The organism is Streptomyces sp. MP131-18, from assembly GCF_001984575.1.
Taxonomy (GTDB): domain Bacteria; phylum Actinomycetota; class Actinomycetes; order Streptomycetales; family Streptomycetaceae; genus Streptomyces; species Streptomyces johnsoniae.
Genome location: NZ_LZNS01000001.1, coordinates 5,435,647 through 5,448,348, shown reverse-complemented (window position 1 = coordinate 5,448,348; position 12,702 = coordinate 5,435,647). Strand labels below are relative to the sequence as shown.

Sequence of the window (12,702 nt, the reverse complement as noted above, 5' to 3'; positions counted from 1 at the left end):
CCGACATCCCAGCCCGCTCGGACACAGCCGTCCTCTGCATCCGGCGTATGATCGACGACCTCGGGTCGGCCGAGCTGTGGGGACTCGCCCGCGACACAGCCATGACGCAAGACGATCTCTCGTGGGGCGCCGCCGCGGTCCTGACGGAAGCAGATCCCGGTGCCGGAGACCTGCTGGACGAACTCACCGCGCACACTCTCACGCAGGAGGTTGCCGAACGGACCTCCATCAGGAGCAGCAGTAGCGTGAGCGGGAAACCGCGGGCTTCTCTTGGCAGCACGACGGGCATGTTCACCACAGTGCAGGGCAGACAGGTCGACCCGACCAACCTCACCCGCACCGCCACCACGCACCTCCACAAGGCCGGTCTCCACCGCATCCGCTTCCACGCGCACGCCGTCGGGCACCTGCCGGGCCCGGAAGCCGCCCGGCACACAGCCCAACGACGAACTTCCGACCGCTGTCCGAAGCGCGGAACGGACGGGCCCGGCGGTGCCGGTCGAGTCGGTCCGTGCTGGTCGGCCCGTTCGGGATGACATGGAAGTTGCCGCGTGGCACGGGTGAGCGCGCAGGCCGCGGGAACCGAGCGCGGTTGCCGCCGCACTCCAGGCAGCCGTCGCGAGCGCGCTTCAGCCCAGGCGTCCGGGCCGAATTCGTCGCGTTCGCACGGTCGCAGGAAGTCTGTCTCGAGGAGCACCATACGGGCGCCCCGAGCACTTCGTCCTCTGATCAGACCGCTACCCTCCGTGCGTATGACCGATCCTCAAACCCGCGACCGGCTCGCGGGTGAGCTGGCGAGACCGTCGGCCCGCCGCATCCTGTGGCTCGCCGCGGGCGCCACCGCAGCCATACTCGTCGCCGACCTCGCCACGCGCGCATACAACCGTTACGACCCCATCCCGACCGTCCGCTGGTTGGTGAACGTCGACTTCGAGGCCAACCTGGCCACCTGGTGGAACAGCACACTGCTGCTGGCCGTGGCGGGCATGGCGCTGACCGCCGCGCTGCTCAGCGGGCGCGGCACGCGCCCCGGGCGGCTGTCCTGGCTGGGTCTTGCCGCCGCGACCGCACTGCTCAGCATCGACGAGACCATCTCGTTGCATGAACGCCTCGGCGAGGTCGGCCGATCGTGGAAGGAGTGGGCCGGCGTCTCGCTGCCCACGCACGCCTGGGTCCTGCCGGGCGCCATCCTCGCGGCGGCGGGCACCGTGTGCGCCGTGCTGTGGGCACGGAAGCTCCCGCGTGACCTGCGGAACGGGCTGCTGGGCGCGCTCGCGGTGTATCTGGGCGGGGCGCTGCTGACCGAGGCGTTCAACGGCTGGGCACAAGGGAACGGTTACAGCATCGTGCTCGTGCTGGGAACGATCGTGGAGGAGGGTATGGAGATGAGCGGCTGCCTCGTCGCTCTCGCCGCCCTCAGCCGGTACGTGGTGCTGGAGCACGACCCGGCGTCCGGGCGCGCGGTGGTCCGGCTGCAGAACGGCTAGGTCTTCTCGTCCGGATCAGCGAGCACAGGTGATCGGGGCTTCCCCCTCCCTGCCGAACTGCGCCCGCACGACGGCTCCTTCGTCGCTGATAGCCCGGGGCGCCCCTTCGTGGCCACCGACAGGGAATCAAAAGCTCCGTGAGGCAGTCGATCCCGTTCTCGACGTGTGGCTGGTGCCGGAGCCCGGCTTCACCACCCCCGCGGAGCTGCACGTCGCTCAACGGCCGCCGTCGCACCTGACCAGGATCCGGGCGAATACCCCGTCTTCAAGACGCTGGTCGAGCGCGAGTGTGCCTTGGGCGCACGCGTCGCGGACCGCGTCGCGAGGTGCGTGGTCCGACCCGAAGATCTGGCCGTCGTTCCCGGTGGGGCGTGCCGCGGCTTGATCGCGTTGCAACTGAGTGTTCCCTGGTCCCGGACGCCTCGTCGAGGGCGTGACCCGGTGCGTCGCTGGTGCCACGGTGACTCTTGCCGTCGCGTCCCAGTGATCCAGCACCGATCCACGGGCGTGGAGTCAGGGCCGCCCGACGAGAAGGACGCCCCCCGGGCTCAATGGAGTTCGCTGTCGCATGGCCGCCGCGGCGAATGCGAGGCGCTCGACCGGCAGCTGGTGACCCTGCCCGAGTACGTCGCCGAGCGGGCGTCGGAGTTCCGCGTCGTGCGGGCTGTGGGCGTGCAGTCGGAGGCGGGGCTCGCGTACGCCGCGGGGTCGAAGGGCCTGTGCGCGGGCGCGCAAGTCTGCGGGAACGTGGAAGACGTGGGATTCGGCGGATATCTAGTGTCCGCCGCGTGATCTACAGACTGCTGGGAAGAACGGGGCTGCGGGTGTCTCCGCTCGCCCTGGGCACGATGACTTTCGGACAGGATGGCTGGGGCACCGACGAGGAAACCGCCCGAGTCATCTTTCGTCACTATCTGGAGTCGGGCGGGAACTTCGTCGACACGGCCAACGGCTACGCGGACGGCCGCAGCGAGGAGCTGCTGGGGACGTTCATCAAAGAGGCCGGCTGTCGCGAGCGGATCGTGCTGGCCACCAAGTTCACCGGGCCGACCGAGCCGGGGAATCCCAATGCGACCGGCAACGGCCGCAAGAACCTGCTGAACTCACTGGACGCCTCGCTGCGCCGGCTGCGGACCGACTACCTCGACCTGTACTGGATGCACCTGTGGGACACGGTGACGCCCGTCGAGGAGGTGATGGCGACCTTCGACGCCGTGGTGCGCAGCGGGAAGGTGCGCGCCGTCGGGCTTTCCGACGTTCCGGCGTGGTATCTGACGAAGGCGCAGCTGCTCGCCGCCGGGCGCGGCTGGGAGCCGGTGGCGGCGCTCCAGCTGGAGTACTCCCTCGTGGAGCGGCACATCGAGCGCGAGCACGTGCCGGCCGCGGCGGATCTCGGCATGGGCATCGTCCCGTGGTCGCCGCTCGCCAGCGGGTTCCTGAGCGGGAAGTACACCCGCAGTGACGGCACGGACGCCTCCGGGCAGGGCCGGCTGGAGTCGATCGCCGGCGCGCCGTTCATGCGCGGGCGCACCGAGCGGGACTGGCAGGTGCTGGACACGCTCATCCGGGTGGCGGCGGAGGTGGACCGCAGCCCGGCCCAGGTGGCGATCAACTGGGTGGCGCGCCGGCCCGGGGTCGTCTCGACCCTGATCGGTGCGCGCGATCTCGCGCAGCTCACCGCCAATCTCGCGGCGCTCGACGTCGAATTGACGGCCGGGCAGGTCGCCCGGCTGGAGGCGGCCGGCCGGCCGGAGTCTTACACGCCGTACATCCTCTTCGATCCCGACGTGGTGAGCGCGCTTGCCACCCCCGGCTTTCAGGTGCGTCCGTTCTGATGGGCGGCCAGGAGCGGGAGACGAGCGGCGGCAGGGCATCGGTCCACCGGCGTCGGCAGCTGCTCGCCCTCGGTGGCGCAGCGGCCACCGCGGGCCTGCTGCTACAGATAGGGACGGCCAGGGCGGCGTCCGCGGCACCCGCGGACGCGGACGGCGTGACGCTCCGCCGGGTCACCTTTACGGCCCCCGACGGCGTCCGGCTCGCGGGACACCTTCGCATCCCGCACGGCGGCTCCGCGCCCCGGCCGGCGATCGTCGTGTCCAATGCGATGACGTCGGTGAAGGAGCAGTCGGTCAATGCCGGCTACGCGCAGGGGCTCGCGTCCGCGGGCTTCGTCACGTTGGTCTTCGACCAGCGGAGGTTCGGCGAGAGCGGGGGGACTCCGCGCCAGCACGAGGCCAACCAGGACCGGCTGGCCGACCTGCACGTGGCGGTGAGCTACCTGGCCTCGCTCACACAGGTCGTGGATGCCGGACGCATCGGCGCGATCGGAGTGTCGATCGGCGGTGGCCTGGCGATGAACCTCACCGCGTACGACCCACGGGTACGGGCGTTCGTGGCCGTCGCCGCCGGGCTGCTCAACCCGGCCCGCGCCCGCGAGCTGATCCCGGCCTACGACGAACTGCTCGCGGACCAGACCGCGCAGCTGGAGCGCTATCACAGCACCGGCAGGCCGGAGTACATCCCGGTCGTCCGCACGCCGGACGTCCCCGACGACCAGCCCGTGCTCTTCGACAACCCCATCGCCACCGAGTACTACGGGACCGCCCGGGGTGCCGCGCCGAACTGGCAGAACCGCGCCACCGCGCTGTCGCTGCGGACGATCCTGGTGGACGACACCCGCACGGCCGCCGACACCGTCGGCCCTCGCGCCGGGATGCTGATCGTGGGTGACCAGGACGTCTCGACGCTCCCCGAGGATCACCAGGCGGTCCACGCCCGGCTCACCGGGCCCCGGCGAATCGAGATCCTGCCCGGCGTCGTCCACAACGACCTGTACGACAGGGACGCCGTACGCACCGCGGTCGGCCTGGCCGCCGAGTGGTTCGGCGCTCACCTCAGCTGATCCCAAGGACCTTGGGACCAAGGAGAAATCACCATGCGATACCGACTGCTCGGGCGGAGCGGGCTCCGGGTCTCCGAGGCGTTTCTCGGCACGATGACCTTCGGCGAGGAGTGGGGCTGGGGCGCGTCGCTCGACGAGTGCCGGAAGCTCCTCACGGCCTACGCCGAGGCCGGCGGAAACGTCATCGACACCGCCAACAAGTACACCGATGGCCACAGCGAACGCATCATCGGCGACCTGCTGGGCTCCGACCGCGAGCACTTCGTCGTCGCCACCAAGTACACCGTGTCCATGGACGGGAGGAATCCCAACGCCGCCGGCAACCACCGCAAGAGCCTGCGGCACTCGCTGGAGCGCAGCCTGACCAACCTGAACACCGACTACGTCGACCTGCTCTGGGTGCACCTCTGGGACCCGAGCACGCCGATCGAGGAGACGATGCGCGCCCTCGACGATGTGGTGCGCGCCGGGAAGGTGCTCTACGTGGGCATCTCCGACGCACCGGGGTGGGTGGTCTCCCGCGCGAACACGCTCGCCGAGTTGCGCGGCTGGTCGCCGTTCGTCGGCCTCCAGGTCCCCTACAGCCTGACCCGACGCGACATCGAGCGGGATCTGCTGCCCATGGCGGGCGCGCTCGACCTGTCCGTCGCCGCGTGGGCGCCGCTGGCCAACGGCGTGCTGACGGGGAAGTTCACCCGCGGCGTCCCCGCCGCACCGACGCGGGTGAAGAGCGCGGACATCTCCGATCGCGACGTGCGGATCGCGACGGAGGTGGACGCCGTCGCCGACGAACTCGGGGTCACCTCGGCGCAGGTGGCGCTGGCGTGGCTCGCCGCCCGCGGCGGCGGCGCCGTCCATCCGATCATCGGCGCCAACCGGCTGGAGCAGCTCACCGACAACCTGGCCTACACCGGCCTGGCGCTCCCCGAGCCAGCCGTACGGCGGCTTGACGAGGCGAGCGCCATCGATCTCGGCTTCCCGCTGGACTTTATGGAGTCGACGAAGGATTTCGTCTTCGGGGAGGTGGGCGACAGAGTCGACACCAGGTTCCGCGGGTGACGCGCTGGTGACGCGCGGCGGGCTCCGCGTCACCGCCGGTCAGGCGCGCGAGGGGTCCCGCCGGGCGAGGCGGTATGCCTTGGGGGTGGCACCCGTGGCCCTGCGGAAGGCCGTGGTCAGGTGACTCTGGCTGGACATGCCCACCCGGTGGGCGATCTCGGCGATGGGCAGGTCCGAGCCGGCCAGCAGGTCCGCGGCGCGCCGGATGCGTTGCTCGATCACGTAGCGGTACGGGGGGAGACCGACCGCCGCGCGGAACGCCCGGCTGAAGTGATGGAGGTCCATGCCCGCCACCTCGGCCAGGTGCGCCAGCCGCAGGTCGCCGGCGAGCTCGTCGTGCACGTGGTCGAGCACCCGGGCCAGCGTCGAGCCCGCCAGCACCGTCGCCGTCCGCGCGGTCGCGTCCGGCGTGTCCGGCGGCGTTCCGAGGGTCGAGTGCTGGCGGACCAGGTGGCGCGACAGCATCGTCATCGCGCTGTCCACCAGCAGCTCTCCGTGGGGTGACCCGGCCAGTGCCTCGGCGCGCAGCTCCCGTGCGAGCCGGTGAACGAGCGGGTCGGGCCGGTTGGTGAAGCCGCGGAACTCCAGGGAGCCGCGGGCGTCCTCCGGCAGGTGGAGGCGTTCCGGCCGTACGCGCAGCATGGCGTAGTCGATGGTGCCGCCCTCGTGGCGGGCGAGTCGGCGGCGGTGCGCCGGGATGAACGTCACCGCGCCGGGGAAGTCGGCGCCGTCGTAACGCTGTCCGTCCTCGATCCGCGCCTCGGTCTTCTCTGTGGTGCCGGCGAGGGTGACGAACAGGACGTGGTCCGTGAGGTCGACCTGCGCCTCCCCGGCCGGGTCCGCACACCAGCGGGCCAGTTCGAGGGTCACCCCGCTCCAGTGGTGCGTCGAGCGTTCGAGGTGCCGTCCCCCGTGGCGACGGACCGGTGGTCGCGGGACGGCGATGCGGGGACGCCGCGCCGGGGCGGGCGGCAGCGGGGAGGCCCGCACGTCGCTGGGCCGCAGACCGAACCGGTTCCGGAAGACGGTGCTGAGCGCGCCGACCGAGGAGAATCCGGACGCCTGCGCGATGTCGCCGATCGAGCGGTGCCGGTGCTCCGGGCTCTCCAGGCGGGCACGGGCCAGGTGCAGGCGTTCCTCCCGGATCAGGTCGCGCGGGGTGGTGCCGACTCGTTGCAGGACGAGCTGGACGTACCTCAAGGACCAGCCGAGCGCGTGCGCGACGGCCTGACCGTTGAGCCCGGGCTCGTGCGCGTGCCGGCGGATGTGGTGACGGACTGCCGTTTCGACGTCGCGTCGGTGTCCCTCGGGGTCCGGCCGGTCGTCGCCCGCGAGCACCATGCACAGCAGCTCGACGGCGCGTTCGCAGACGGCGTCGAACTCGGTCGTGCCGAGGTGGTCCCGCTCCTGGTAGGCCCGGCCCAGCGTATCCACGACGATGCGGCCGAGCCCGGACGTCGCGTCAACCGCCTCGGCCGTCACCTCCAGGCCCAGCCGGGAGGCCACGCCGTGCCAGGGAACGGAGAGGACCGACATCCGGGCGCCGCAGGACTGCCACATCTCCAGCGGTGCGTTCATCGACGCGAGGACGGCCTGGCCCCGCCGTACGCGGGCCTCCCGGCCGGCCTGACCGACGAGCAGCTCCCCGCTGTGGGGAATGATCAGACGGTAGTCCTCGAACGGGGCGCTGCGGACCTGGCGGGGCGTTCTGCGGACCAGGCACTCGTCCGACTGCCAGGTGATGTACTGGTGGGACGGCGAGTGCTGACGCACCGCGCGCCCCCGAAAGCCGGAGCCGGCACGGCGCGGCATGCGGACGTCGAAGGGGCAGTGGAAGGACGTGACCGTCTCCGCCCAGTACTCGGCGCTCTCGTGAGGCCGCACGTCCGAGGTGGCCAGGGTCATGACCGTGTAGCGCTGTCCCGGCGTGCCGGCCTGGCGGGCGGCCGCACTCACGTCGCCGGGGCCGGTGGCCGCCAGGGGCTGCGCTCCCGCATGCGCGCGGCCGCGTCGCCGATCAGGCCGGGGTAGGACGTGCCCGGGTACCACGGCGAGGTCGGGATGTCCTCGAAGCCCGGCAGGTGTGCCGGTTCCCGGACCGTGGGCCGCCTGGTCGCACCGTCGGGGAGCTCCCCCCGCCTGGTGCCGCCGTTCTCCAGCAGGTGCGCGGGGCCGGAGGTGGCGGGCAGCGCGCAGGTCACCGCGGGGTGGGAAACGACCCACTTCAGGAAGCACTGCGCCCAGTTGTGAACGCCCAGTTCGGTGGCGCAGCGCGGCAGCGGGCGGTCCCCGACCACGTGGTGCAGCAGCCGCCCCTTCTCCAGCGGCATGTTCACCGTGACCGCGTCGCCGTTGTCGGCGCAGGCGGGGAGCAGCCGGGCTCCGGCCTCGCACGTGCGGACCGAGTAGTGGACCTGGATGAAGTCCAGTTCGGCGCGGCGCACCCTGTCGGCCATGATGTCGTAGTGCGCGGGCTCGTGGTGCGCGGGCTCGTGGTGCGTGGGCTCGTGGTGCGTGGGCTCGTGGTGCGTGGGCTCGTGGTGCGTGGGCTCGTGGTGCGTGGGCTCGTGGTGCGTGGGCTCGTGGTGCGTGGGCTCGTGGTGCGTGGGTCCGATGTAGCGCACGCGCCCCTCATGCTTCCAGGCGTGCAGCAGCGGGATGACGCAATCGACGCTGACCAGGATGTGGCACTGGAGGACGTCGATGGCCGGTCGCGGAAGAGGCGTTCCACGGAGCGTTCGAGGCCGGCCGGGGCGTGGCTGTCGTCCCGGAGGTAGTCGCCCGTGGACCAGATCCTGTTGGTGAGGAAGGCCTCGTTCTGGATGCACTCGCCCGCGGGGGCCGATCCGGTATTCGCCTCGTCCGCGCCGTACGGCCGCGAGGTGTCGATCAGCCGGCCGCCGTGCTCCCAGAAGCGGCGTGCCACCTCGGTGATGCGGCCGGTGCCGGCGCCGGGCCGGGTGTCGGAGGTCATGAAGGTGCTGCCCAGGCCGATGGCGGGCAGCCGCTCGCCGGTTCGCGGCACCTCTCTTCGGATCAAGTCCCGGTCCGCGGCCGTTGCCGCCGTTGCCGTCGCTCCTGTCGCCGCGGTCACCGATGTCGCTCCAGCCAGGCCGCCGCGCACCCGGAGCGACTGTCGCCGCGTCGTGCACGGGGTTCTCCCTCCGCTCGCTGACGGGTCGTGAGCCTAACTCCGGCCCCTGTGCGCATGCACAGACCAGCCGGATCTGCCGAGATACCCTCAAGGCATGCCGCCTGACCTCCGAATGATGCGCTACGTGATCGCCGTGGCGGAGACCGGCGGTCTCGAACGCGCCGCCGTCCGGCTGAACATGACCAGCCACCGCTCGGCCGCCAGATAGCCGAGCTGGAACGCGAACCGGTCCCCGGTCATGATGTGAACGCGGCCCTGTCGCCGCCATGTCCCCGCTGTGGAGCCGCACAAGGGGGAGAATGGCCGATATCGGCCCGCAGCGATTCGCCGACGGCGGAGGCCGTGCCACGCGGCGATGTTGTGCCTTCCCGGACCAAGATGTTCATACGGCCGCCCCGGCACGGACACACGGGCGGGGCCGTCCCGCTCATCGGCCGCCGTAAACCTCGCACCGCGGTCCGGATGAAGTTCCCGATTACGCGTTGCCCGGCAGTGCGGTGCGCTTTGTGAGAACCGAGAATAGGGGGAGGTAGGGGTTCACGGATTCTGACGCAGGGTTAGTAGAGTTTCGTGCAGATGCCCAGGCCCGACCGATGACCCATGGAATGAGAGAGGGGAATTGCGGAGCAGTCGTCCGCGTAACGCGGAACATACTTCCTCTTTCCTCTCCGACCCCCGAATCAACCGCTCGGCTTGCGGTTCGCGGTCCGTCCGGCCGCCCGGAGCCGTCCTGATATTCCCCTGACCCCGCCCCAGTCGACATTCCTCCTCGGGGGAAGTCGTGGCGCCGCGGCGGTCACCGTCAAGTAATGAAACGGCTTTCACCCGCCAGGTGTCCGATGGAGGACGTGTGCGGCTGAAATGATGATTGGGGCAGGTGATGGCGAATTCTCGATCGGACGTGATCGCTGTTCTCGGTGCCGGAGTGATGGGGCGCAGCATCACCGCGCTGGCACTGGGCCGTGGCATGCACGTCGTGTTGGTCGATGTCTCCGACGATGTGCTGGAGGACGCCAGGTCGGAAATCACCCAGCAGTTGAGACACGGGCAGCTCCTGGGCGCCTTCCCCGACGCCGGCGCCACCGGAACGCTGACCACCGCGCTGTCCGCCGAGGGCGCCGCGGATGCCGTCGCGGTGATCGAGGCGATCACCGAGGACGCCTCACTCAAGGCGCGGATCATGGCGGAGATATCCGGCACGGTACCCGCCGGGACCCCGCTGATCACCAACACCTCGGGCATCCCCATCGCCGAACTGGCGAAGTCGGTGGAGCGTCCAGAGGAATTGGCCGGGGTTCACTTCATGAATCCCGCCTACCTCATCGAGATGGTGGAGGTCATCCGCGGCCCGCAGACCGGTGACGCGGCCATGGGCGCTGTGCTGTCTCTTCTGGAACGACTGGGGAAGAAAACGGTCGTCGTGCGCGACGCGCCAGGATTCGTCACCAGCAGGCTTCTGCATCCCATGATCAACGAAGCGGCGAGAATCGTATCCGAGGGCACCGCGAGCGTCGAGTCCGTGGACCAGCTGATGCACGGATGCCTCGGCCATCCGACCGGTCCGCTGCGCACTGCCGACCTGATCGGGCTCGACAATCTCGCGGATGCTCTGCGACTGCTTGCCGAGCGGACTCAGAATTCCACCTTCAACCCCTGCGAACTGCTCGTGGAAAAGGTCCGCCGCGGCGAGCTGGGACGTAAGACCGGGCGCGGTTTCTACGACTATGGAGAGGTGCTTTCGTAGATATGAGTCAGGAAATTACTCGTGAGAGTGTCGAGCGGTCGATCACGGCGTTCGTCTCGGGCCGGATCAAGACGGACGTTCCTGCCGACCAGGATCTCTTCGAGTCCGGGCTGGTGTCCTCCCTGCTGGCGATGGAACTTGTCGTCCACGTCGAGCGGGAGTTCTCCGTGCAGATTCCCGGGAACGACCTCAGGCGGGACAGCTTCCGCACCATCCGGGCCATGACCGACCTGGTCCTGCGCCTGACCGGCGACGAGCAGCCCGCCGATGCCTGATCCGCTCGCCGGTGCCGCCGGGATCGTCGACGACCTCGTCGGCGACCTGGCCCCGGGGTGGGACAGGGCCGGTGGGACGGGACCGGCCTGGTCCCCGACGAGGCGCTGCAAAAAACGCTGACCGCCCGCGGCCTGCTGTGTGCTGTGTGCTGTGTGCTGTCCAGGCCGCGCAGGGCGCTGCCGCGGGCGTGCAGGTCCCGGGGGCGGCGGCCGCGCACGAGGCCACGTGGTCGAGCGCGCCCACCGGGACGCGAAGCTCATGGAACTCATCGAGCTCATCGAGGGCGGTACGGAGATCTGCCAGATGATCCTCGCCGACCACGCGGTCCCGAAGGCGGCGGTATGAGAGGCGACAGCCGAGGAGAGGAGTTGGAGGACGCATGGCGAATCAGCTAGGTCTCCCGGACGGGCTCGCGGAGTACATCCGGGAGTCCTCCCTGCGCGAGGACACGATCCTGCGGGAGCTGCGCGAGAGGACGTCCGACCTGCCCGCCGTCAGCGCGATGCAGGTCATGCCCGAGGAGGGGCAGCTGCTGACGCTGCTCGCGGGTCTCACCCCGGCCCGGAGAATCCTGGAGATCGGCACGTTCACCGGGTACAGCACCCTGTGCCTGGCTCGTGCTCTCGTGCCCGGCGGGCAGCTGATCACCTGTGACATCGCGGGCAGTTGGCCGCGGATCGGCGCCGATTACTGGGCCAGGGCGGGTGTCGACGGGCAGATCGACGTCCGCATCGGCCACGCGACCGACACCCTCAAGGCGATCATCGCGGACGAGGGGCCGGGCGGGTTCGACCTCGTCTTCATCGATGCGGACAAGCAGAGCTACCCGGACTACTACGAAATGGCGCTGACCCTGCTCGGCGACCGCGGGCTGATCGTCGTCGACAACACCTTGTTTTTCGGCAGGGTCGCGGACCCCGATGCGCAGGACGAGGAGACGGCCGCGATCCGCGCGTTCAACAATCTGGTCCGTGACGATCCGCGAGTGGAAATGTCCTTGGTCCCCATGGCCGACGGCATCACGCTGATCCGCAGGAAGCACCCGTCGAACTCTGATTGAATTCTTCCGGTGCCGCCGGGGCGGAATTCACATCCGCCGCGCCGGGCGATACGCCCCGGCGGTTCCCGGCGGTTCCCGGTGAATTCCGGCGGACTTCCGGTCGGCTTCCGGCGGGCGTTCGGCGCGGGGAACGCGTCAGCCCTGCGGGCGGCGCGCGTGCCTGCCGGACATCCGCCGCACCGGGTCCGCCGGCAGTCGCGCCGGACGTTCCAGCCAGGGGTCGAGCGGAACGACGCAGGAGTTCAGGATGAACGACAGGGTCTTGTACGTACCGACGAGGGCCAGCAGTTCGAGTACCTGCTCCTTGCTGTAACGCTCGCCAAGCCGCATCCAGGTGCCGTCCGAGATGACCGACATGACGTGGAGTTCGTCGACCGCCTGGAGGAGTGCGGTTTCGAAGGGCGCCCAGTCGCCGGCCTCCTCCGAGGTGACGCGGGCGATCTCCGCCTCGCTCAGACCGACCATGAGTCCCGCCGCGTGGTGGTGGGCCCAGACGTACTGGGCCTGTGAACGCCACGCGGTCCGCAGGATGACGATCTCGCGGTCCCGGGCCGGCAGCACGTCGCCTGCCACGTGTGCCATCAGCGGCTGTATCGCGGACATGAGCGCCGGGTGGTTGGCGATGGTGCGGTGGACGTTCGGCGGGGGCCGGTCCGCGAGGAGTCCGTTGAGCGACTGGCGCGCCGTCCGGGCGTAGGCCTGGCCGGCGGGCGTGGCGGCGAAGCCGTCCACCCCCTGCGGATCGATCCTGGACCGCATTCCCCCACCTTCGTTGCTTCGAAGACTCTGACTCTTATCGGTCGGCAGAGCACCGAGAATAAGGCAAGCCGAAGGATTTTCAAACCTGAGTCCACTGCCAGGAGGTTTTCCAGTCATCCCCTATCACCCCCTAGCGCTCTGGGTAATTGCGACGACGCAGTACGTATTCATCGAAACGGAATCTGCCGCGGCTCGATGCATAGGGAATAAGGAGGGTGGGCATGCAGTATGCGCATTGTTGATCACGACTCGAACGGCAGG

The 12,702-nt window shown here is 70.0% G+C and carries 13 protein-coding genes; 10 read left to right on the top strand and 3 right to left on the bottom strand.

Going from position 1 to position 12,702, the window contains the following annotated elements:
• Positions 1-47 precede the first annotated feature (47 nt).
• From STBA_RS39005 to STBA_RS24590, 6 genes are all read left to right on the top strand, one after another.
• A complete protein-coding gene (locus STBA_RS39005; RefSeq protein WP_253194963.1) occupies positions 48-536 on the top strand; it encodes a hypothetical protein in 489 nt (162 codons plus the stop codon).
• Positions 537-752: 216 nt separating this feature from the next.
• Entirely contained in the window at positions 753-1,487 is a 735-nt protein-coding gene (locus STBA_RS24610) for a hypothetical protein (protein ID WP_077061325.1), read from the top strand.
• Positions 1,488-1,994: 507 nt separating this feature from the next.
• The gene (locus tag STBA_RS38390) at positions 1,995-2,279 is read left to right on the top strand and encodes a hypothetical protein (protein ID WP_216355963.1); all 285 of its coding nucleotides are present in this window, start codon (positions 1,995-1,997) and stop codon (positions 2,277-2,279) included.
• The gene (locus STBA_RS24600; protein WP_077061323.1) at positions 2,276-3,322 is read left to right on the top strand and encodes an aldo/keto reductase; all 1,047 of its coding nucleotides are present in this window, start codon (positions 2,276-2,278) and stop codon (positions 3,320-3,322) included. Before STBA_RS38390 ends, STBA_RS24600 begins: the two co-directional genes overlap by 4 nt.
• Positions 3,322-4,389, top strand: a complete 1,068-nt coding sequence (locus tag STBA_RS24595; protein ID WP_077061322.1) for an alpha/beta fold hydrolase — start codon at positions 3,322-3,324, stop codon at positions 4,387-4,389. The genes STBA_RS24600 and STBA_RS24595 overlap by 1 nt, the downstream gene beginning before the upstream one ends.
• A 33-nt stretch (positions 4,390-4,422) precedes the next feature.
• Positions 4,423-5,448, top strand: coding sequence for an aldo/keto reductase (locus tag STBA_RS24590; RefSeq protein WP_077061321.1), 1,026 nt, complete (start codon positions 4,423-4,425; stop codon positions 5,446-5,448).
• Between the two features lie 39 nt (positions 5,449-5,487).
• Here STBA_RS24590 and STBA_RS24585 read toward each other — a convergent pair whose 3' ends face one another.
• On the bottom strand, positions 5,488-7,404 hold the full coding sequence (locus STBA_RS24585) for a helix-turn-helix domain-containing protein (RefSeq protein WP_077061320.1): 1,917 nt from the start codon (positions 7,402-7,404) through the stop codon (positions 5,488-5,490).
• Positions 7,401-8,072, bottom strand: coding sequence for a hypothetical protein (locus STBA_RS24580; RefSeq protein WP_077061319.1), 672 nt, complete (start codon positions 8,070-8,072; stop codon positions 7,401-7,403). The genes STBA_RS24585 and STBA_RS24580 overlap by 4 nt, the downstream gene beginning before the upstream one ends.
• A gap of 159 nt (positions 8,073-8,231) precedes the next feature.
• On the opposite strand from STBA_RS24580, the gene STBA_RS24575 reads away from it, so the two are divergent.
• The 4 genes from STBA_RS24575 to STBA_RS24560 all read left to right on the top strand — a co-directional run bounded on the left by STBA_RS24575 (position 8,232) and on the right by STBA_RS24560 (position 11,682).
• The gene (locus STBA_RS24575; RefSeq protein WP_077061318.1) at positions 8,232-8,633 is read left to right on the top strand and encodes a hypothetical protein; all 402 of its coding nucleotides are present in this window, start codon (positions 8,232-8,234) and stop codon (positions 8,631-8,633) included.
• 849 nt (positions 8,634-9,482) lie between these two features.
• Complete coding sequence (locus tag STBA_RS24570) at positions 9,483-10,346, top strand: 3-hydroxyacyl-CoA dehydrogenase family protein (protein WP_077061317.1); 864 nt, start codon at positions 9,483-9,485, stop codon at positions 10,344-10,346.
• Between the two features lie 2 nt (positions 10,347-10,348).
• A complete protein-coding gene (locus STBA_RS24565) occupies positions 10,349-10,621 on the top strand; it encodes a phosphopantetheine-binding protein (protein ID WP_077061316.1) in 273 nt (90 codons plus the stop codon).
• Between the two features lie 380 nt (positions 10,622-11,001).
• A complete protein-coding gene (locus tag STBA_RS24560; RefSeq protein ID WP_077061315.1) occupies positions 11,002-11,682 on the top strand; it encodes a class I SAM-dependent methyltransferase in 681 nt (226 codons plus the stop codon).
• Positions 11,683-11,817: 135 nt separating this feature from the next.
• Here STBA_RS24560 and STBA_RS24555 read toward each other — a convergent pair whose 3' ends face one another.
• Positions 11,818-12,441 carry a carboxymuconolactone decarboxylase family protein gene (locus STBA_RS24555; protein ID WP_077061314.1) on the bottom strand — a complete coding sequence of 208 codons (624 nt, stop codon included), beginning with the start codon at positions 12,439-12,441 and terminating at the stop codon, positions 11,818-11,820.
• Positions 12,442-12,702: the final 261 nt, after the last annotated feature.

Bases quoted from the DNA above. Each gene is read 5' to 3' on its own strand.
- STBA_RS39005 (WP_253194963.1), top strand. From the start codon at position 48: ATGATCGACGACCTCGGGTCGGCCGAGCTGTGGGGACTCGCCCGCGAC.
- STBA_RS24570 (WP_077061317.1), top strand. From the start codon at position 9,483: ATGGCGAATTCTCGATCGGACGTGATCGCTGTTCTCGGTGCCGGAGTG.
- STBA_RS24595 (WP_077061322.1), top strand. From the start codon at position 3,322: ATGGGCGGCCAGGAGCGGGAGACGAGCGGCGGCAGGGCATCGGTCCAC.
- STBA_RS24555 (WP_077061314.1), bottom strand. From the start codon at position 12,441: ATGCGGTCCAGGATCGATCCGCAGGGGGTGGACGGCTTCGCCGCCACG.
- STBA_RS24565 (WP_077061316.1), top strand. From the start codon at position 10,349: ATGAGTCAGGAAATTACTCGTGAGAGTGTCGAGCGGTCGATCACGGCG.
- STBA_RS24610 (WP_077061325.1), top strand. From the start codon at position 753: ATGACCGATCCTCAAACCCGCGACCGGCTCGCGGGTGAGCTGGCGAGA.
- STBA_RS24590 (WP_077061321.1), top strand. From the start codon at position 4,423: ATGCGATACCGACTGCTCGGGCGGAGCGGGCTCCGGGTCTCCGAGGCG.
- STBA_RS24560 (WP_077061315.1), top strand. From the start codon at position 11,002: ATGGCGAATCAGCTAGGTCTCCCGGACGGGCTCGCGGAGTACATCCGG.